Here is a 19,470-nt window from a genome sequence, read left to right on the forward strand (position 1 = left end):
ACTTCTGTTTTTAAATGACTTTTTAGTTCTGACAGCAGGAAGGTTTAGCAGGTTGTTCCGGATACTGCAGATATAAAAATCTATCTGTGCGATGGCACACAGACGGGCTTGGTTTGTTATGAGAAAAGCTATCCAGCTGAAAAGTGTTTTACGCATCAGCGTTAACTAAAAGTAAGGATAGACATCATGGTTGGAAATCAAAAAATGCAGCTTAACATCTGCTACAGGTGGCTACTAAGCTTGCTTGTGCTGTTATTTATTGCTGGTTGTAATAGCGATAAAGACCCCATTCTTGGACTTGAGCCTGTAGACGGGCTCCAGTCAATTTTAATATCCCCGGAAAATCCCACTGTACCAGCGGGCTTAACTCAGCAGTTTACCGCCCTTGGCGTCTATGCAAATGGCACCTCACTGGATATCAGTGACAAAGTGACCTGGAGCTCAGCTACTGCTGCTGTCTCCACTATTAATAGTCAGGGACTGGCGACTGCATTACAAGCTGGCACCTCTGTTGTTACAGCTTCTTTTGCCGGTAAATCAGCCAATACTGACTTAACTGTCACCAGCGCAGTGTTAACCAGTATTAGTATCAGCCCGCTTGATGCCAGTGTGGCCGATGGTTTAACCGCGCAATTTATTGCGACAGGTGTCTATTCCGACAACACTACGGAAAACATCAGCAGTGTTGTGAACTGGTTATCCAGTGATACATCTATAGCTACGATGAACCCGAATCAAACGGCTTCAAGTGGTTTAGCTACGGCTGCCTCTCCGGGTATTACACAAATCAGCGCCACTATAGGTGCTTTATCTGCAACGACCAGCCTGACGGTGACTGATGCGATACTGATGACGATACAGCTGACTCCGGTAAACGCTAATTTGTTTGTTGGCGTCAGTCGGCAGTTCAATGCAACAGGTATTTATTCAGATGGTACTTCACAGGATATCAGTGCTTTAGTGAGCTGGGCTTCCAGCGCTACAGCTATAGCCGTGATTAACAGCAGCTCTGGTGCACAACATGGTCTGGCAACAGGTCAAAGTGCGGGAGCAACCCAAATCAGCGCAACCTTAGGCGCAGTCTCTGCGTCAACTACGTTGACGGTAAATGCTGCAACGTTAAGCAGTATTGTAGTGACTCCCCTTGTTTCCACTGTGACAGCGGGTTTATCGCGTCAGTTTGTTGCTACAGCTAACTATTCAGATGGCAGCTCTTTTGATGTCAGCCGATCTGTGGTCTGGGCATCCGCCAATACGCAGATTGCGACTATGAACGCCAATGGTGCTGTGAATAGTGGTTTGGCTACAGGTCAGGCTGCTGGCGCAGTGCAAATCACTGCGACTTTAGGCTCCATATCTGGTAGTGCCAGTTTAACTGTGAATAATGCAACATTAACTAGTCTGGTGGTTACCCCTGCGCTGAGTAGTGTGGTTACAGGCCAAAACAGACAATTTACCGCAACTGGTATTTACTCAGACGGTTCCTCAGACAATCTGACATCTTTGGTCACCTGGACTTCATCCGACAACGCTGTGGCTTTACCTAATGCCAATATGCAGAGCAGCAGCGGTTTAGTGGCTGGACTAAGTTCAGGCACAGTGCAAATTCGCGCCACTCTGGCGGCTGTATCGGCAGAAGCGACTCTGACTGTGACTGCTGCGACTTTAAGTTCTATTAGTGTGACTCCTGTGATCTCATCTGTTGCAGTTGGGTTGAATCGTCAGTTTGTGGCCACAGGTATTTATTCTGATGGTTCAACACTGAACATCAGCCATTCTGTGGTTTGGGCTTCGGCCAATACGCAAACTGCTACTATGAATGCCAATGGCAACTCAGCCAGTGGTTTAGCAACAGGGCAGGCAGCAGGTGTGGTGCAAATCAGAGCGACGCTGGGCAGTATCTCTGGTACAGCAACTCTGACAGTGACCAATGCAAGCCTGAGCAGTATCAGTGTTACACCGGTAAACCCAAGTGTGGTGGATGGTTTAACCCGTCAGTTTAATGCAACCGGAACTTACAGTGACGGCAGTACTGCGGATCTGACTGCTGTTGCGAACTGGACGTCAGGCACTATTGCTGTGGCCAGCATGAATGCCAGTCTGGCTGCAAACAGTGGCCTTGCTACCGGTTTGTCGGCTGGTACCTCGTTAATCCGTGCCAGTTTTGCCGGGGTAGACGGCAGCACCACTCTGACAGTCACAGTGGCAACTCTGACGGCTATTGAAGTGACGCCAGAGAATGCATCAGCTGTAGTAAATGAAACTGAGCAGTTCATTGCCACAGGCGTTTACACAGACGGTAGCAGAGTTAATATCAGCAGCACTGTGGTATGGACGTCCAGCAATACTGGCGTTGCAGTAATGAATGCCAGTGGTCAGCTGAACAGTGGTCTGGCAACAGCTATGGCAGCAGGCAGCAGTACTATTACCGCTACTTTAGGTGCAGCGCAAGACAGTGCAGTGCTGACAGTCACAGCGGCTTTAGCAAATAATCCTCAGGCTCCGGCTATGGGTGAACTGCAACGTTTTGTTATGATAGCCAGCCAGGCTATTACCACTACAGCGGGTTCTGCTATTGCTGATGGTGATATGGCCATTCTTGATTTAGCCCGTACAGCGTACGCTGGTTTTACTCCGGGCCCGGTCGCAGGGCAGTTTACTCAACTGACCAATGGTGTGTCTTATGCGCCTGATGATGTCACCCCACCTTATGTAGTGCCTGTGCCTTATGCATCTATGGTGGCCTTTATTAACCAGGTTCGTACTGATTTAGGTGTAGCTGCAACATTTTTAGCTGCAGATCCTAATCCTGCCGCTGCAACTCAGGCCTTGCCTGCGGAATTGGGTGGTCGGGTCATGACCCGGGGTGTTTATCGCAATGCAGGTAATGTCATTATCCAGCAGGGCAACCTGACGCTGGACGCACAGGGTGATCCGGATTCGGTCTTTATCTTTGTGATTGCAGGTACTTTTACCACAGGCGCTCCGGGTGGGAACCTTGTTCTGACCGGTGGTGCTCAGGCCCGTAATGTATTTTGGCGGACTGGTGGTGCCACTGTATTTGGTAGCAATACCAGCTTTGCCGGCAATGTATTTGCCTGGCCACAAATCAATCTGGGTACAGGCACTGCTATCACAGGTCGTTTGTTCTCCGTGACTGAGCAAGTCACTTTAGATGCCAATGCAGTGACCAAGCCTCAATAGAGGCTTGTCAGTCGGAGATAAGGATTAATAAATGAAAAATTTAACAGAGTTAAAGGGCACAAAAGTGATGTTGGTTCTCGCCAGCAGCTTGCCCATGCTGATGTCGGCCAATGTTCAGGCTCAGGATCACTCCAGCTATGACCGAAATGGCTGGTATGTCGGGGCCAATATAGGGAAGTCTAAGGCCAGTATTGATACAGAAAGGCTTCAGACCAGTCTGGAAAATAATGGCTTCGACGTCAGTTCAATGGATGAAGACAATGGTAACCAGGGCTACAAAGTTTATCTGGGTTACCAGTTTGGTACTTATCTGGCAGTGGAAGGCGGTTATTTTGATTTGAACGATTTTAGTTTTCTGGCGAATACTTTGCCAGTGACTGATTTCAGAGGTGAAACAGGCCTGAAGGGCTGGAATCTGGATCTGGTCGGTACCCTGCCTTTGACAGAACGTTTTTCGGCCATAGCCCGTATTGGCCTGACTCAAAACGATTCAAAAACCCGTTACAGCAGCAATGGTTTAATTAACACTGCAGCTTATAACCATGATGACAGCTACACCAAACATAAGTTAGGTGTGGGTGTTCAATATGACATATCTCCGGCTTTTACAGTGCGACTGGAAGCCGAACGTTACCGCATGGATGATTTAGTGGGTAATAAAGGGGATCTGGATTTGTACTCGCTGGGTTTAGTTTACCGTTTTGGCTCAACCACCCAATCAGAACCACAAGCAGCACCGGCTCCTGTGCAAAAAGCACAAGCTGCTGTAGTGGCACAAACTGTGGTGAAAGAGCCTGAAGTGCTGGTGCTGGAAGATGTGCATTTTAATTTTGACACTGCTGAGTTAAATGACGAAACCAAAGTCATTTTACGTCGGCATGTTCAGACGTTAAAAGCCAATCCTCAGGCGCGTGTACGTATTGCAGGTTATACCTCAGCCAGCGGCACAGCTGAATACAATCAGGCATTAAGTGAACGTCGTGCCCAGTCCATCAAAGCTTTTTTGATAGCTGAAGGTGTGGATGCCAATCGCTTTAAAACCATAGGTTTTGGTCAAAGAAATCCTGCGGAATATGAAGCGAACCCGTCAGTTTTACGCTCTGATGCAGCAAAAGCCAATATGCGTGGTTTGTTCGAAATTATTGTTGAGTAACTAAAGTAAAAGCAGCCTTAAACGGCTGCTTTTTACCAATACTGCTTAAATCCTGTGATCTGTCAGCCAGCAATGACCTGATTTCTTCCTGCCGCCTTGGCCTGATACAAGGCCTTATCTGCTCTTTGCATCAAATGACTGAAACAGCTGTCTGCAGGGTCTTGTAACGCAACCCCTATAGAAACCGTTAATGGCAATACCAGATCAGCTGCTATAAAAGCTTTTTCTGCTATTCCCTGACGTAAACGCTCGGCTGCGGCCCGCATTTCTTCAGCAGAAACATTCTGCAATAAGACCACAAATTCTTCTCCGCCCTGACGAGCTGGCAGTTCTGTACTGCGGCAATGGGCTACTAACTGTGCAGCCACATACTGCAGAGCAAGATCGCCTGTGTCATGACCATAACGGTCATTTACAGTTTTGAAATGATCAATATCAATCACAGCAACAGCTAATGGCCTTTGTGTTTTTTTTGCCTGTTCGAACCACAACAAACCTTGTTCTGTCAGTGTTCTGCGGTTTGCCAAACCTGTTAAATAATCCGTCGCTGCTGCTTTTTCCCATTGCCGACGAATACGTTCAGAGCACATCAGCAGGAAAGTGGTGGTGCCTATGACCGGCAAAATAGCGATCACCATAGGAGAGACCAGGTTAAGCCAATGCTGTTGATCAATCACCCGAAAATCTGCATGCACCTCTGTCCAGACAAAATAGCCAGCACGGAACAGCACAAAAGCGCAGACAAAACTGAATATGGCCGCCATCACTTTTCGGCTGATGGCCTGATCATGGCGTTGTTCTGACAGCAAGACTTTTACTGTGCCGGGCAAAATAAGCAACCACACAGCTGACACTATCATAATCCGGATACCTGTATCCGGCATCACAGTGGCAAACCAAAGTACTCCGGCCGTGCCGATACAAGCGGGAAGCATCAACCATAAGGAGGAAGGCTGAGCATAAAATTGACGTAAACTATACCAATATCCGGTAAAACCAAACATCACCAGACCATTGGCCAGAGGTAACACCAAAGCGATAGGAATAAATTGTTGAGCAGCAAAAAGCAAACAACCACAAGCATGCAACAAGGTGGCTATACGCCAACTGACGGCTGCGGGTCGCAATGACTCGGGCAAATCCTGATGCATCAGGCCCAGCACACCGCCATTGGCTAACATCATCAGACTTCCAAGAATAAAAACTGTGGTGGGTTCCATACCCAAAAACTCTTTGACCTGAGGCCGTATGCTAAGTGGTTCATTATGCTGCCAAAGAGCAGGTTTAAATGCAAGTCATGGTGAACTGTGAAAGCAGTGCCTGTAGTGCTACAGGCACTGGATCAGGTTCAGATTTTATAGCGGCACACTTCTGCATTCAGCTGATCGGATAAATGCATCAATTCTTTACTGATAGCGGCAGACTGGGTGGTATCACTTGAGGTTTCCTGTGCTATCACCACAATTTGATGCACATTTCGGTTAATCATTTCTGATACTGTGGTTTGTTCTTCTGCAGCGCTGGCAATCTGATTATTCATATCATTGATCGTGGATACCGAATGCTGGATTTCCTGCAACGCGGCATCAACTTGCTGTGCCTGCTGCACTGTATTCTGGCTATGGTGTTTGATTTCATTGATGGCCTGAACCGCCTGCTCTGCACCTTGCTGTAAGGACACTATCATTTGATTAATTTCATCTGTGCTTTTGGAGGTTCTGGCTGCCAGGGTGCGTACTTCATCAGCAACCACCGCAAAGCCCCGGCCATGTTCACCAGCCCGAGCTGCTTCAATAGCTGCATTTAAGGCCAATAAGTTGGTTTGATCGGCAATAGATCGGATCACATCCAATACAGCGCCAATGTTTCTGGAATCGTCCCCGACTTTATCTATTACAGAAACACCCACTTGCACTTGTTGCTCCAGACCACCGATCACAGCTATGGCCCTGTGTAACTTGGCGTTAGCTTCATGCACCTGAGTTTCGGCGTGATTGGCGGCTTGTGCAGCCTGACTGGCGCTTTTTGCCACATCTTCTGCTGTGGCTGACATTTCATTAATAGCAGTGGCCACCTGATCACTTTCACTATGCTGCTGTGCGACACCAGCTTCTGTTTTTTGCATTAAGGCAGCTAAGTGCTCTGCCGATTGGCCCAGGCTTCGCATCGAGCTTTGCACTTGCCCGACTAAAGTGGCTACTTTGCCGGAGAACTGGTTAAAAGCCTGAGCTAAAGCGCCCAATTCATGGCCTATGGAGGCGTCCAGTCGTTTGGTTAAATCGGCTTCGCCTGAACCTATATCCTGCATGGCCTGAACGACGTTCAGCAGCGGTTTTAAAATAGCTTTGGCAAATAAAGTACCAATAAAAATAACCAAAGCCACCAGCACCAGGGTGATCAGCGCGTCCGACAGTAAATCGGCGTAAATTTGTTGTTCTGTTACTTCACGTTGCTTTTGGATCATCTGCTCTAAATCGTCAATATAAAAGCCGGTCGCCAGCACCCACTCACCCAGCAGTATAGCTTTAGCCAGTTTAGGCGCTGCTACTGTGCTGCCGGGTTTAGGCCAGTTGTAGCTGATGTAATCGCCGCCTTTTCTGGCTGCGTCTATGTATTCTTTCACTAAAGAACGGCCTTCAGGTGATTTGCTGTCGAGAAAGTTTTTGCCTTCACGTTCCGGTTGATCAGCACTGACCACCTGAACCCCCTGAAGGTCATAGACAAAAAAATAGTTTTTGCCATTTTCATAACGCAGGCTACGCAAAATGGCTTTTTTGCTGTTGTCATCCGCTGCTGAACTAATAGCTGTGCTGGCCATTTCCAGCAAGGTATCCAGCTGTTGTTTACGTTCGGCATATAAAGAGTCGCGCAGGTGCATCACCCGGCTTTCTGCTTCCTGCTGAGCAGAAAAATAGGCTTTGCTGATTAGCACCAAAGCCAGAATAAACACAGGGAAAAAAGCTAATAAAATTAGTTTGGTTCTTAAGGATACAGAGTTCATAGGGGTCTCTTATTAAAAATGCCACTTCAGCAGCAGGTTCAGGTTGTATTCGTTGCTGCGTAAGTTGGGCTGGTCTTTGACTCCAAATTTGTTCAGCCAGAACACATATTCAAAACCAAGATAGATTTTATCCTCGATATTCAAAGGTTTACTTAGCAGCCATTTCAATTGCGAGGTCATATTCAGATTGGCATTGTGATCCTCTGTGGCGCTGGCCCAGTCGAGAAAACCGTCGTAGAGAAATTCCTGATTCGCCAGTTCAAAAGGCAAACCCCAGGTGATGGTGGTTTGCCAGTTGTCGCTGCGTTTTTCATTGTTGCGTCGGTACAAATTCACCTGAAAATAGCGGAACTTAGGGATATCCAGATTAAAGCCAACACCATACAACAGATGAGTGGCCTGGCTGGACATTTCGACTGTGGTGGCAAAAGTCATATCACTGATCAAACCCCATTTCACTTCGGCCAGCCCCAGTTTGCTGAAACTCCAGCGAGGGGCCCATTCGGCATAGTTGGTTAAATCACCGGTATCAGGCCTGATATGATCGAGGAAAAAAAAGCTGTCGCCCCAACTGGTGGCGGCTGCATGTTCGAAGGTATAGATATCGCGGTTATTGTCACCTAAGCGGTAATTGTTCCCCGTTAAGTAGCTGACTCTGAAGTCTTGCCAAAGCACAGCAGAATGAGCCTGGATGGAGCAAAATAGTGTAGCCAGTAGCAGAGTTTTTTTCATAAAGAACTTATGACAACAGGGCAGGGTGTTTTAATACTGGCAGCAAATTGCAGAAGATCAATTAAGCTCAGGATTTTATTAAATAATATCCATGCCTTGTTTTTTATGTCGTCAGGTACTGGCGATACTCATTTCTTTATAGTCCTGCGCCATGTCTGTTTGTACAGTAGTTAAAGTGTCGGGTGAAGGGGAGGCAATTGATTAATAAGAGTAACCAAACTTCTGAAAGAGTTGAGGCTACAGCATGTTAGGTTGAATCATGCTGTAGCCTCGGGGTCGCTGCATTTATCGCAAGGGCCTATCAGAAACGGTAACGGGCACCAATTTCAAAAGAACGTTCCGGTCCTACATAAATACCCTGACGCAGGCCGCTGATATAGCGTTTGTCGGTCAGGTTTTTGACCGAACCTGAGACTGTCAGGTTATCACTGATTTGATACTGACTCAGTAAATCAACCACTGTATAAGCTGGTAATAAACCACCCCAAATATCGTTTGGTTTGCCGGCCGGATGCTCAATAGCAATAGTATTGGCTTCATTACCAAACTGTTCACCGCGGTGATGCAGGTTCAGAGACAGGTTTAATTGTTCCAACTGGTAGTTCAGGCCTAAATTAGCCAGTATTTTTGGGGCATAAGGAATACGATTGCCTTGATTTGTGCCTGCTTCAAACTCGGATTCAGGTACCCAGGTGGCGTTGGCATCCAGGTTCAGACCTGCCATCAGCGGCTGGCTTACACTAAATTCCATACCGTAGTGGCTGGTTTCACCGGCATTAGAGGAGGGGGTGCCTGTATTACTGTTACCAGTCACTACCTGATTGCTGAAGTCCATGATAAAAGCAGCCACTTCGTAACTGGTGGAGCCCGCGACACCACGTACACCCACTTCATAATTGACAGAACGTTCACCATCCAATTGCTGATCGGTCAGACCATCCAGGGCCAAACTGTTAGAAGCTGGAGAGAAAGCCCGGTATACACCAGCGTAAAGCTGTGCAGCATCAGTTAACTCATAAGTTAAACCAACACCAGGTAAATATTCGGTATTAGAGGTTTTGGCAAGGGCGTTGCTTTGCAGATTCAAGCGTTCTTGCTGATAAGATTCAATACGCAAACCCGGTGTTAACGCCAGCTTTTCGCTCAGCACTATACGGCTTTGCACATAACCAGCGACGCTGTCAGCACTGTCCTGTAAGTGACCTGCAATAGTGCCGGTACGGTCAGCTGCACGTGTGGTGTTGATACGTAAATCATTTGATTTTTCATGCATCAAACGCAAACCAAACTCTGTGCTGGCCTCAAGGCCAAACAACGGCTGCTCAAGCGTTAAACGGCTTTCTGCACCTGTGCGCTCAAAGGATCTGTTATTGCCGGTCAGGTTATCCGTATAGACCCAACGACCTGCAGCAACTGACGCATTGGTATCCACCGCATAACGCCAGTAATCACGGGTGACATCACTCCAGTACACCAATGTTTTTAAAGTAGCGGTGTCACTCAGTTGCCATTCGTGGTTGATATCAAAAGCCACGCGGTCAGCCAGAAAATCATCATCCGGAGCCGGGTTGTAGTCAGCGCCAGCTTTGTAGTCATTTAGCAATAAACCGCGGTACGACATATTGACATCATTTTCGTACCAGGACAGTTTGACCCCTAATTTCTGGTTATTGGCAAACTCAACACCAGCTTTGGCCATCACATCGTTCATGGTGTAGCCTTTGTCCATAAAGCCATCGCTGGTTGCATGGGTAGCGACAATACCGGCAAAGGCATCACCAGCGGCATTTTTGTTGCCTGCTTCAATGCCCACCTCTTTCATATTAAAAGAACCAGCGCGGGCCGACAGCTCAACGCCATCATCCGGCGTTTTGGTTTGATAATTGACCACACCGCCTATAGTGGAAGGGCCATAACGCAATGAGGATGAACCTTTGAGTACTTCAACCCGTTCTACCCGTTGAATACGAGGGTTAAAGTAGCGGTCGTTACCGATAAATAAACCAGGAGCCACTGGTACGCCATCTTCGAGTAATAAAGATTTGGATTCGCTGGCAGATAAACCACGAATACCAAAGTTGGCTATGACAGAAGTTTCTTCTTCACTTTTGATATTAATGCCAGGGATGCGGCGCAATACATCTTCTGTTGACAGAGGTTGTACCCGCTGAATTTCTTCCAGCTCCACCAGATTGACTGAACCTGTAGCGTTAAAACGATGGTCTTCTTTTTGACCTACCACTTTCACCACTTCCATAGCAGGCATCACAGATTTTTTTGCCTCAGCAGTTTCTTCTGCACTGCTGCTGCCGGCATAACCAGTGGCAGCCACAGCAACAGCCAGAGCTAAGCGGGACGGGCGAAAGTTGAGCGTGAAAAACATCGTAGACATCCTGGGTTCCTTATATAAAGTCAGCGTTCAAACCATCGAGGTGTTTTATACAGGCGGAGTTGATAACAAGTTCAACACCACTCACCTGACTGGCTGTATCAGTGGGCGCTAATTTAACTATGAATGGTAATTATTGTCAATTGTGTTCTGTATGCGGAATCATTCTTATTGTTTAATCAATTTAGCTTGATGCATCAGGCTGGATTATGTAACAGCTGATGAATATGCTGGCGCAACCAGCGTCTCAGCGGATCATCCTGAGTTCTGGAATGCCAGATCTGGCTGATTTGTACTTGTGGTAATGAAACAGGACAGGCTTTGATCACTAAATTTGAGTTCGCTTGTACTGCGTTATCTGCCAATGATTTCAGGCAGGTTAACAGTACATCATTGCTGTGAACTATATGGGCAGGTGATAAAAAGCCAGAAACTCCGGCACAGACATGGCGCTGCAATGCTGATTTAGCTAATTCCTGATCCACCAATCCATCCAAATCTCCTGTCAATGTAGTAACCAGATGTCTGGCCTGGCAGTACTGTTCCAGATCCAGTTGCTGTTCAGCCAATGGATGTTGGCGACGCATCAGTACGACAAAGTCTTCAGTCTGCAGTTTTTGCTGATAAAAACTCTCTGGCAAATCGCGGTAAAAGCCAGCAATGGCCAGATCACAATCGCCGCGTTCCAACTGCTGTTTAGGTAAAACTCCCTGCGTGTGTCGCATCACCAGTTGAACTCTGGGGGCCTGCTCAGCTAACAGCGCCAGCAAATCAGGCACTAATACACTTTCTATATAGTCTGTGCTGTATATCACCAGCCGGTCGGGCTGATTTAAAAAATCTGCGCCACTCTGATGCTGATAAAAACCTTCCAGTGAGGACACCAGCTGCAATATCTCTGCTGACAAACTGATGGCTTTAGGAGTTGCAGTTAAACCCCGTGCAGCGCGCACAAAGAGGGGGTCGGCAAATTCGTGACGCAGCTTATTCAGTTTATGGCTGAGTGCAGGCTGGCTCAGATTTAACCGGGTTGCTGCGGCGCTGACATTCAGCTCTTCGTACAAGACTTTAAACAGCAGTAATAAATTCAGATCTTTATTTTTTATATTCATAATTTGAATAGCTATTATTAAATCAATTCACTTCTATGTAGTTTAGCCGTGCTGCACACTAAGCACCATCAAATCCACAACACAGAGGTGACAGATGCAATTCTCAAAACGCGTTGTACAACTGGGGCTGGCAGTAGCCCTGACGCTAAGCAGTTCTTTAGCTATGGCAGCCGACAAAGTATTGATTGTCGTGACCAGCCACAGCCAAATGGGCAATATCGGCGAAAAAACAGGCTATTGGTTAGGTGAAGTAACACATCCTTACCACGAGCTGATCAAGGCTGGTATCGAAGTAGATATTGCCAGCATTGCCGGAGGTAAGGCGCCAGTAGACGAACGCAGTCTGGCTGAGGCTGATCAAGTTAATCAGTGGTTTATGGCCGACAACATACACAGCAATAAATTACAGCAAACATTGAAGTTGGCGGATTTAAAAGCTGCGGATTACCAGGCCGTACTCTTTGCCGGTGGTCACGGCACTATGTGGGACTTCCCGCAAGATCAGGTGTTGCAGCAATTTGCGGCAACCCTCTATCAGAACAATGGCATAGTGGCGGCTGTCTGTCATGGTCCTGCCGCTTTATTGAATATCACACTGACTGATGGCAGTTATCTGATTTCAGGTAAAGAAGTGACAGGTTTTAGCAATAGTGAAGAAGAGCAAATCAAACTGACTCAGGTGGTGCCATTTTCTTTGCAGAATGAACTGGTAAAACGTGGGGCCAGCTATAACGCTGCGGATAACTGGCAAAGCAAAGTGGTGGTGGATCAGCGTGTGGTGACAGGGCAGAATCCACAATCAGCGACTGCTGTAGGTGCGGCTTTAGTCAAATTATTAACGGCTAACTAGTCTGCATCCTGTATTGCCAGCATAGCTACAGTTTGGCACGCAACTGTGGCTATGCTGTTTTTTGTTCTGAATCACAGTGGGTCATCAAAAATTTGAGCTCCCTCAGTTGTCGGAGCTGGCTCTGCATGTAAAAATTATCTACTCTCAAGCCAATGAGTTTTTGAGTTTGTGATTATGTGGTTGCGATTTTGCCTTTTCTTATTGAGTTTTAGCTGTCTGACGAATGGCCATGCAGCGCCAAAACAGCAGGTGTTATTGCTGACTTATCATCTGAAAGCCCCTTATGTGATTGATTGGGGGGAGCAACGGGGTTTGTATTTTGATTTGGCCTTTTATTTAAACCACAAGACAGACAAATACCAGTTTAAAACTGAGTTAATGCCAAGAAAACGATTGGATGTGTTATTGGCAGAACCTTTTGCCGATGTAGTGGTTGGGGTTCAGCCTGCCTGGTTTAAGCCTCTGGCTGATAAAATGCTGTTTACTGCTCCTTTTCTGCATGACAAGGATGTGTTTGTCTCTGATGCCAGAAAACCAGTGCGGGATCAGGACCTGGCTGATTTAACAGGTAAAATCTTTATTGGTTCACAAGGTTATAAATACAAAGGTATAGATGAGATTGTTGCGTCCGGCATTCTGGAGCGGGTAGATACCTTACAGGAAGATTATGTGCTGGATATGCTCAGGTTAGGGCGTGGTGATTTTACTATAATCAGCTCTTCCACTTTGTCTTATAAATTTAGCCATGGTGAACAAGCCCGGCATTTTTATGTCGCCAACACACCTCATGATCTGATCCAACGCGGCTTTATGGTCAGTAAAACCGATCCACAGTTGCATCAGTTTTTACAGCAGGTGATCCAGCAGATGCCTGCCGATCAGGAGTGGCAACTGTTGTTAGCCAAATACCAAATTCAGCACGCTATGGTAAAACCCTGATTTATATTCAATTTCATCAAAGCTTCGCCCTGTTGTCACATTTTTGCAAAGCCTAAGCGGCATGCTGAACGGGCTTAAACTTGTTGCATGCATCACTGTTCCTGGTGATTTCAGGGTCCTTCACGGACCCTTTTTTATTCGCTAAAACGTCATCTGTAGTAACCAGTCTTTCAGAAACTCAACAAAGACTCTTACTTTAGCCGGACGGAAATGGCCTGGCGGATAGACGGCGTAGATGCCGCCTTTTGGCAGTTGCCATTGAGGTAAAACCCTGACTAATTCTCCTTGTTGGATCAAATGCCTGGCGCTGTAACCAGTGATCACACCCAATCCTGCACCTGCTTTGATTAAAGCGGTGACGGATGCTGTGGAACCCGCTTTGATTTGGCTGCGCATTTGTATCTGCAGCAGCTCTTGCTGTTGACTGAAACTCCAGTGCAAAGCAGAGGCCAATAAAGTAAAACAGATAAAGTGATGCTGTGGTAATTCTGATGGATGCTGTGGCACGCCATGTTGCTGCAGATAAGCAGGAGAGGCGACTAACCATTGTTCAAAATGGCCCAATGAAATAGCTTTTTGGCTGGAGTCTTTTAACCAGCCAGCTCTGATGGATAAATCTATACCTTCTTTGACTAAGTCTTTGATCTGATCACTGCTTTTTAATTCAAAAGCCAAAGCCGGGTGCTGCTGACGGAATGCCTGTATGGCGGGCACCAGTATTTGCTGAGTGTAATCCTCAGGAGCACTGATCACTAAAGTGCCGCTCAGGTTGTGTTCAGAGCTTTGTACCTCTGTCAATTGCTGAGCTAATTGCTGCATTAAAGGTAAAACATGCTGGTATAACTGCTCTCCGGCCTGAGTCAGGCTAACCAGACGGGTAGTGCGGCGAAATAAGGCGATACCAAGTCTGGACTCCAGCGCTTTAATTTGCAGACTGACTTTGGTTTTAGTGCAGCCCATTCGTTCAGCCGCAGCGGTAAAACTGCGTTCCTGCGCCAAGACCAGAAAAACGGGCACGGCGTTTAAATCAATGTCTGACAGCTGCATAAGTTTCATTGTTATTCAATTAGTAACAGTGAATTATGTATTGACATGTTTTTCAAATCAATCCCAGCCGGGATAATAGCGGCCATTCACTCAAACGGAGAAGATGGTATGAACATAGCTATTATTGGTGCTTCAGGTTTTATTGGTTCAGCTTTAACAGCAGAAGCCTTGAGCAGGGGCCATCAGGTGACAGCCCTTGTCAGTCGTCCTGAACGCATAGAAGCTGCTGATGGGTTAACAACAAACAAAGTGGACGTGCTGGATACTCAGGCTTTAACTTTGGCTCTTGCTGAGGCTGAACTGGTGATCAGTGCTTTTAGTGGCCATAAAGAAGCCGATGTAGCCTCGTATTACCTGCAAGGTTTTCAGTCGATTTTAGCGGCCAGTATCAAGGCACAAGTGCCACGTTTACTGGTGGTAGGGGGGGCAGCTTCGCTGGAGTATGCTCCGGGCCAAATTTTACTCAATAGTCCGGATTTCCCTGCTGCTTATCTGGGCACAGCTCAGGGGGCCTATCAGGCTTTGCAATTACTCAAAGCACAAAATCAGCAACACTGGAGTTACTTATCACCTGCAGCAGATATTTTTCCTGGTGGCAAAACAGGTCGTTTCCGCTTAGGCCAGGATCAACTGCTCACTGACACTGAAGGCAAAAGCCGTATATCTGTAGCGGACTATGCAGTTGCTATGCTGGACGAAGCAGAACAAAACCTGCACAGCAATCAACGTTTTTGCGTGGCCTACTAAGTGGAAGGAGCCCGGTTGGGCTCCTTTGTTCTGACACCTCATCTCTTCAGGCATAGTTTTAAAGGCTGGAGTTTTGTTAGCTGAACCATCTTCACTTCACTGAAAACACTACTTTTTTTTCTTCACCACAATACAATTTCAACCACTGCTACTATACTGAGCGCGGACAATCCAGACTTCATGGCGGCACTTTTCACAAACTCCCTTGCCGCCATTTACTACCTGTACCCAAAGGTTGTGCAACGACCAGGGTATATAGTGAGGAATCACATAAACGTGAATATCAAGTTTGTCGTTGCTGGCTTAGCGCTTTGGGCATGCTCTGCCTTTGCTACCGAAGTCGTAACTCATCCTGCCGTAGCTATGGACCAGTTGACAGTCACTCAGCTGCGCGCCATTTATTCTATGCGGCAACAAAACTGGCCTGATGGTACAACCATCAGAGTTTTTGTATTGTCTGCAAAAAATCCGATACACCAGAGTTTTGCCAAAGAAAAACTACAAATGTTTCCCTATCAGCTGGACAGGATCTGGCAAAAAATTACGTATTCAGGTTTAGGTTCAGCCCCAGTGGTGCTGGCTTCAGAGCAACAAATGCGTGAAGTGGTCGCAAATACCGAAGGGGCTATAGGTTATATTGAGAATTCAGATGAACTATCCAAGCTTAAAGTCATTCATGTTACGCAGTAAGCTGTGTCTTTTACTGCTACTGGGCTGTTCATTGCAGTTGCCGGCAGATGAACTGCAATGGCATGGTTTTATTTCACAGGGCCTTATTCAGGCGCCAGAAACTAATTTTGTCAATCTGGATGACAGTATTTCGGCTGAGCTAACGGACATAGGTGTAAATATGTCATGGGCTTTGTCGGATAAACTGCGACTGGCAGGGCAGGTGGTGTATCTGGACGGCGGCCGCCGTTATACCAAAGGCACCCGACTGGATTATTTGTTTTTAGACTGGACTCTGTACAGCGATTTTGACTGGCGGCTGAATATGTTTGTCGGCCGCTTTAAGAACCAGCATTGGCTGTATTCTGCAACCCGTGATGTGCCTTTTACCCGCAATGCCATAGTGTTGCCTCAATCTGTGTATTTTGATTCCTTCCGCGATATTGCCGTTGGTAGTGATGGCCTGGCGTTAAAAACCACTCACGACACAGCCATAGGTGAAATTGAACTGAACTGGAGCTGGGGAGCCACTAACTTAAGTAAAGAACAAAGCCAGATCCTGTTGAGTACCCTGGCCCAGGGCGACGCTAAGCAGGACTATGTGCATCAGGCCAGTGTATTTTGGCGACCTGATCAATCCGCCTGGCAGCTGGGCCTTTCTTTACTCGACTCAGATTTTAGTTACAAAAAAGCCGAACTGGATTTATACAGCGATGGCGCCATGACAGTACAACGAGTGATGCTGAATGGCCGTTACGCTGCTGAATACTGGGAGCTGAGTGGTGAATGGGTGCAGGAGCGGCTCGATATCAGTGATTTTTATGTGCCTGGTTTTAAACGCAACACTTTTAGTCAGGGCTGGTATGTTCAGGGCCGCTACAATCTGATGCCCCGTACCTGGGCTTTGTTGAGTCTGGATAGCTTTGATTTGGACAAAGATGATCGCAGTGGGGTTAAGTTTTCGCAAAGCACAGGCGGTATGGTACCGGCTTATTTTGGTTATCAGGATGATGTAACTTTCGGATTAACTTATGATTTTAAAGACAATCTGCGTTTAACTATGGAGCACCATTGGGTGAAGGGTACGGCACGTTTAGCTTACCCTGTAATGCCGGATCTGCAGCATAACAAATCAGAATACTGGCAAATGTGGGCCATGCAACTTATGTATTGGTTTTAAGCTTTATGCGGCCTTTTGTGTTCAGTTTACCCTGGAAAATTTTGCTGGCTACCATCAGCGCTTTGCTTTGTATGACAGTACTGCAAACCAGCCTGGGCCTGATGCGGATGAGTGAGGAGTTTGATCGGCAGCAGCAGGTAAAACGTGAGTCGGCACGGCAGCAGTATCTGCAACAAAATAGCATGATAGAGCAGCAACTGCGGGTGTGGCTGGAGAGTTTTTCTGATCTGGTGCAGTTAAGCCAACAACCTGATTTTTCAGCTTTTATTCAGCGTTTGGCCGAACAAAGTGCCAATATGCAGTTGCATCTGAATATAGAGCAAATCTGGTTGCATGATAGCGGGATGAAGCTGCTGTTTAGCAGTGGTCAACAGACCCCTTATTTTTCTCCCACTCTGGTGCAAGAGGTACTGAAAAAACAAAGCCCGTCGACTATCAATTTATGTGTACAGTTTTGTGTCAAACAGCTTAGTTTGCCTGTGCTGAACAGCTCTGGTGAAGTGGCTGTAATGACAGTCACCACAACGCTGGTCGACATTTTATCGGCACTGCACCAAAGCTTAAATTCTGATGTGGCCTTGATCCGGGCCGGCAGAACTGCAACGGGGAAAATCAACCGTGAGCTGATATCCAGTTCCAATCCGCAGTTAGTGAATGCCTTGTTGCAGAAAGTCTCTGATCTTGAAGCGGATTTGGCCTTAAGTGAGGGACTGGAGCTGCATTACAATGGCCAACAGTACCTGATCTCTGCTTTTGAAATGCAAAGTAAAGGGGTGTACCTGACAGTGGTGGACAATATCAGTGATTTTGTCGCCACTAATAATGGCTATCGCCGTCAGTTACTCATTACTTCCGCCTTTTTATTTGGCGGTATGGTGCTGCTGGTGTACCTGATCATGCGCCGCATCAGCCTGAGGTTAAAAAAGCTCAGTCAGGCTTTGCCTTTGTTATCGCAAAAACAATATGCAGGTTTTCGCCAGCAAAGCCAGTTTGATGCCAGCACCTGGCCGGATGAAGTGGATTTATTACGTCAGGCTGCCGATGAGTTAAGTGTTGAACTGGAGCAACTGAACCATAAAGTAGAGCAGCATACCAGTGAGCTGGAAAAAGTGGCGATGTACGACTTACTGACCACCTTGCCAAACCGCAATATGTTGCAGTATCAACTTGGCCGTATGCTGAGCAGTCAGGCTGCGGATAAAAAGTTTCTGGCTGTACTTTTTGTTGATCTGGATGACTTTAAACGCATTAACGACGGTCTGGGTCATGCACAGGGCGATAAGTTACTCAAATTGGTCGCGCTGCGGTTCAAAGATTGTTGTGGTACCAACGATTTGCTTTGTCGTTTTGGTGGCGATGAATTTGTTTTTGTGCTGCCTCAACTGACAGATGTGGAAACGCCTTTTCGTTTAGCCAGTCAGATTTTGCAGCGTATTCAGCAGCCTTTGACCATTGATCAGCAAAACTTTGTCATGACGGCCAGCATAGGTTTAACCATGAGCATGGCGACGCCGACAGATGCTGATGATTTGATACGCCAGGCTGATTTAGCGATGCATGAAGTGAAACTCAATGGTGGCAATGGGGCTCAGGCTTATAATCTGGATATGTATCAGCGGGTGCAGCAGCGCGTGCTGTTGGAGCAGGATTTAAAAGAAGCTTTGTTACTGAACCAGTTCAGCATTAGTTTTCAACCCCAAATGATCATAGCCACCGGGGCTTTGTATGGTTTTGAAGCGCTGATCCGCTGGCGTCATCCGATCAGGGGTATGGTACCCCCTGATGAATTTATTCCCGTTTTGGAGCAATCCAGACAAATAGTGCCATTGGGCTATTGGATTATCGAACAATGTATGCAGCAATGTCTGAGTTTATTGCACAGTGGCTGGCATCATTTCCGTATTGCCATTAACTTGTCGGCTGAACAGTTTGTTGACCCTGAATTGATCCCAACACTAAAACGGCTGCTGGATAAATACGAGTTGCAGGGCTCTTATTTTGAACTGGAACTGACGGAGCGTACTTTGGTACAGAGCATAGAAACTATGCTGAACATCATGTCGCAAATTAAAGCCATGGGCATTCATTTTGCCATCGACGATTTTGGTACAGGCTATTCGTCCTTGAGTTATCTGAAAAAAATGCCGATGGACTGCATCAAAATTGATAAAAGCTTTTTGTCAGGAATGCTGGAAAACGCCGCAGATTTTCAAATTATTGCTTCAACCATTGCCATGGTGCAAAAGCTGCAGCTTCAAGTGGTCGCCGAAGGGGTGGAGACGCGTGAGCAACTGGAGCTGTTGCGTCAGCAAGGTTGTGATATAGCACAGGGCTATCTGATCGCCAGACCCATACCACAACCCGAACTGGCAGGTTTTTTAGAAGAGCATTTCCCGAAAGGATTTTGGCGGGGTCAGAGTCTTTGACTCTGCCCCCTATACCACTGC

At 46.8% G+C, this 19,470-nt stretch carries 14 protein-coding genes; 8 read left to right on the plus strand and 6 right to left on the minus strand.

Features of this window, described 5'->3' with window-relative positions:
- Window positions 1–246 precede the first annotated feature (246 nt).
- On the plus strand, window positions 247–3,204 hold the full coding sequence (locus tag J2W69_RS00175) for an Ig-like domain-containing protein (RefSeq protein WP_310275049.1): 2,958 nt from the start codon (window positions 247–249) through the stop codon (window positions 3,202–3,204).
- 31 nt (window positions 3,205–3,235) lie between these two features.
- Entirely contained in the window at window positions 3,236–4,357 is a 1,122-nt protein-coding gene (locus J2W69_RS00180) for an OmpA family protein (protein WP_310273375.1), read from the plus strand.
- Between the two features lie 62 nt (window positions 4,358–4,419).
- On the opposite strand, the gene J2W69_RS00185 is transcribed toward J2W69_RS00180, so the two are convergent.
- The 5 genes from J2W69_RS00185 to J2W69_RS00205 all read right to left on the minus strand — a co-directional run bounded on the left by J2W69_RS00185 (window position 4,420) and on the right by J2W69_RS00205 (window position 11,591).
- Window positions 4,420–5,577: a GGDEF domain-containing protein gene (locus J2W69_RS00185; RefSeq protein WP_310273377.1), complete on the minus strand. Its 1,158-nt coding sequence runs from the start codon at window positions 5,575–5,577 to the stop codon at window positions 4,420–4,422.
- A 128-nt stretch (window positions 5,578–5,705) separates the two neighbouring features.
- On the minus strand, window positions 5,706–7,358 hold the full coding sequence (locus J2W69_RS00190) for a methyl-accepting chemotaxis protein (protein WP_310273379.1): 1,653 nt from the start codon (window positions 7,356–7,358) through the stop codon (window positions 5,706–5,708).
- A 12-nt stretch (window positions 7,359–7,370) separates the two neighbouring features.
- The gene (locus tag J2W69_RS00195) at window positions 7,371–8,090 is read right to left on the minus strand and encodes an outer membrane protein OmpK (RefSeq protein ID WP_310273381.1); all 720 of its coding nucleotides are present in this window, start codon (window positions 8,088–8,090) and stop codon (window positions 7,371–7,373) included.
- 301 nt (window positions 8,091–8,391) lie between these two features.
- Window positions 8,392–10,482: a TonB-dependent receptor family protein gene (locus J2W69_RS00200; protein WP_310273383.1), complete on the minus strand. Its 2,091-nt coding sequence runs from the start codon at window positions 10,480–10,482 to the stop codon at window positions 8,392–8,394.
- Window positions 10,483–10,676: 194 nt separating this feature from the next.
- Window positions 10,677–11,591, minus strand: coding sequence for a LysR family transcriptional regulator (locus J2W69_RS00205; protein ID WP_310273384.1), 915 nt, complete (start codon window positions 11,589–11,591; stop codon window positions 10,677–10,679).
- A gap of 94 nt (window positions 11,592–11,685) precedes the next feature.
- On the opposite strand from J2W69_RS00205, the gene J2W69_RS00210 reads away from it, so the two are divergent.
- Both J2W69_RS00210 and J2W69_RS00215 read left to right on the plus strand, forming a co-directional pair.
- A complete protein-coding gene (locus J2W69_RS00210) occupies window positions 11,686–12,441 on the plus strand; it encodes a type 1 glutamine amidotransferase domain-containing protein (protein ID WP_310273386.1) in 756 nt (251 codons plus the stop codon).
- Window positions 12,442–12,609: 168 nt separating this feature from the next.
- Window positions 12,610–13,380 carry a substrate-binding periplasmic protein gene (locus J2W69_RS00215; RefSeq protein ID WP_405047862.1) on the plus strand — a complete coding sequence of 257 codons (771 nt, stop codon included), beginning with the start codon at window positions 12,610–12,612 and terminating at the stop codon, window positions 13,378–13,380.
- 141 nt (window positions 13,381–13,521) lie between these two features.
- Here the strand turns inward: J2W69_RS00215 and J2W69_RS00220 are convergent, their stop codons facing one another.
- A complete protein-coding gene (locus J2W69_RS00220; protein ID WP_310273389.1) occupies window positions 13,522–14,436 on the minus strand; it encodes a LysR family transcriptional regulator in 915 nt (304 codons plus the stop codon).
- Window positions 14,437–14,535: 99 nt separating this feature from the next.
- On the opposite strand from J2W69_RS00220, the gene J2W69_RS00225 reads away from it, so the two are divergent.
- The 4 genes from J2W69_RS00225 (at window position 14,536) to J2W69_RS00240 (ending at window position 19,449) form a co-directional block, all read left to right on the plus strand.
- Window positions 14,536–15,174, plus strand: a complete 639-nt coding sequence (locus tag J2W69_RS00225) for an NAD(P)-dependent oxidoreductase (RefSeq protein WP_310273391.1) — start codon at window positions 14,536–14,538, stop codon at window positions 15,172–15,174.
- Between the two features lie 276 nt (window positions 15,175–15,450).
- Window positions 15,451–15,864 (plus strand): substrate-binding domain-containing protein, encoded by a 414-nt coding sequence (locus tag J2W69_RS00230; protein WP_310273393.1) that lies wholly within the window; start codon window positions 15,451–15,453, stop codon window positions 15,862–15,864.
- Complete coding sequence (locus J2W69_RS00235; protein WP_310273395.1) at window positions 15,824–17,023, plus strand: hypothetical protein; 1,200 nt, start codon at window positions 15,824–15,826, stop codon at window positions 17,021–17,023. Before J2W69_RS00230 ends, J2W69_RS00235 begins: the two co-directional genes overlap by 41 nt.
- A gap of 5 nt (window positions 17,024–17,028) precedes the next feature.
- On the plus strand, window positions 17,029–19,449 hold the full coding sequence (locus J2W69_RS00240) for a putative bifunctional diguanylate cyclase/phosphodiesterase (protein WP_310273397.1): 2,421 nt from the start codon (window positions 17,029–17,031) through the stop codon (window positions 19,447–19,449).
- Window positions 19,450–19,470 lie beyond the last annotated feature (21 nt).

Source organism: Rheinheimera soli (assembly GCF_031457405.1).
Taxonomy (GTDB): domain Bacteria; phylum Pseudomonadota; class Gammaproteobacteria; order Enterobacterales; family Alteromonadaceae; genus Pararheinheimera; species Pararheinheimera soli_A.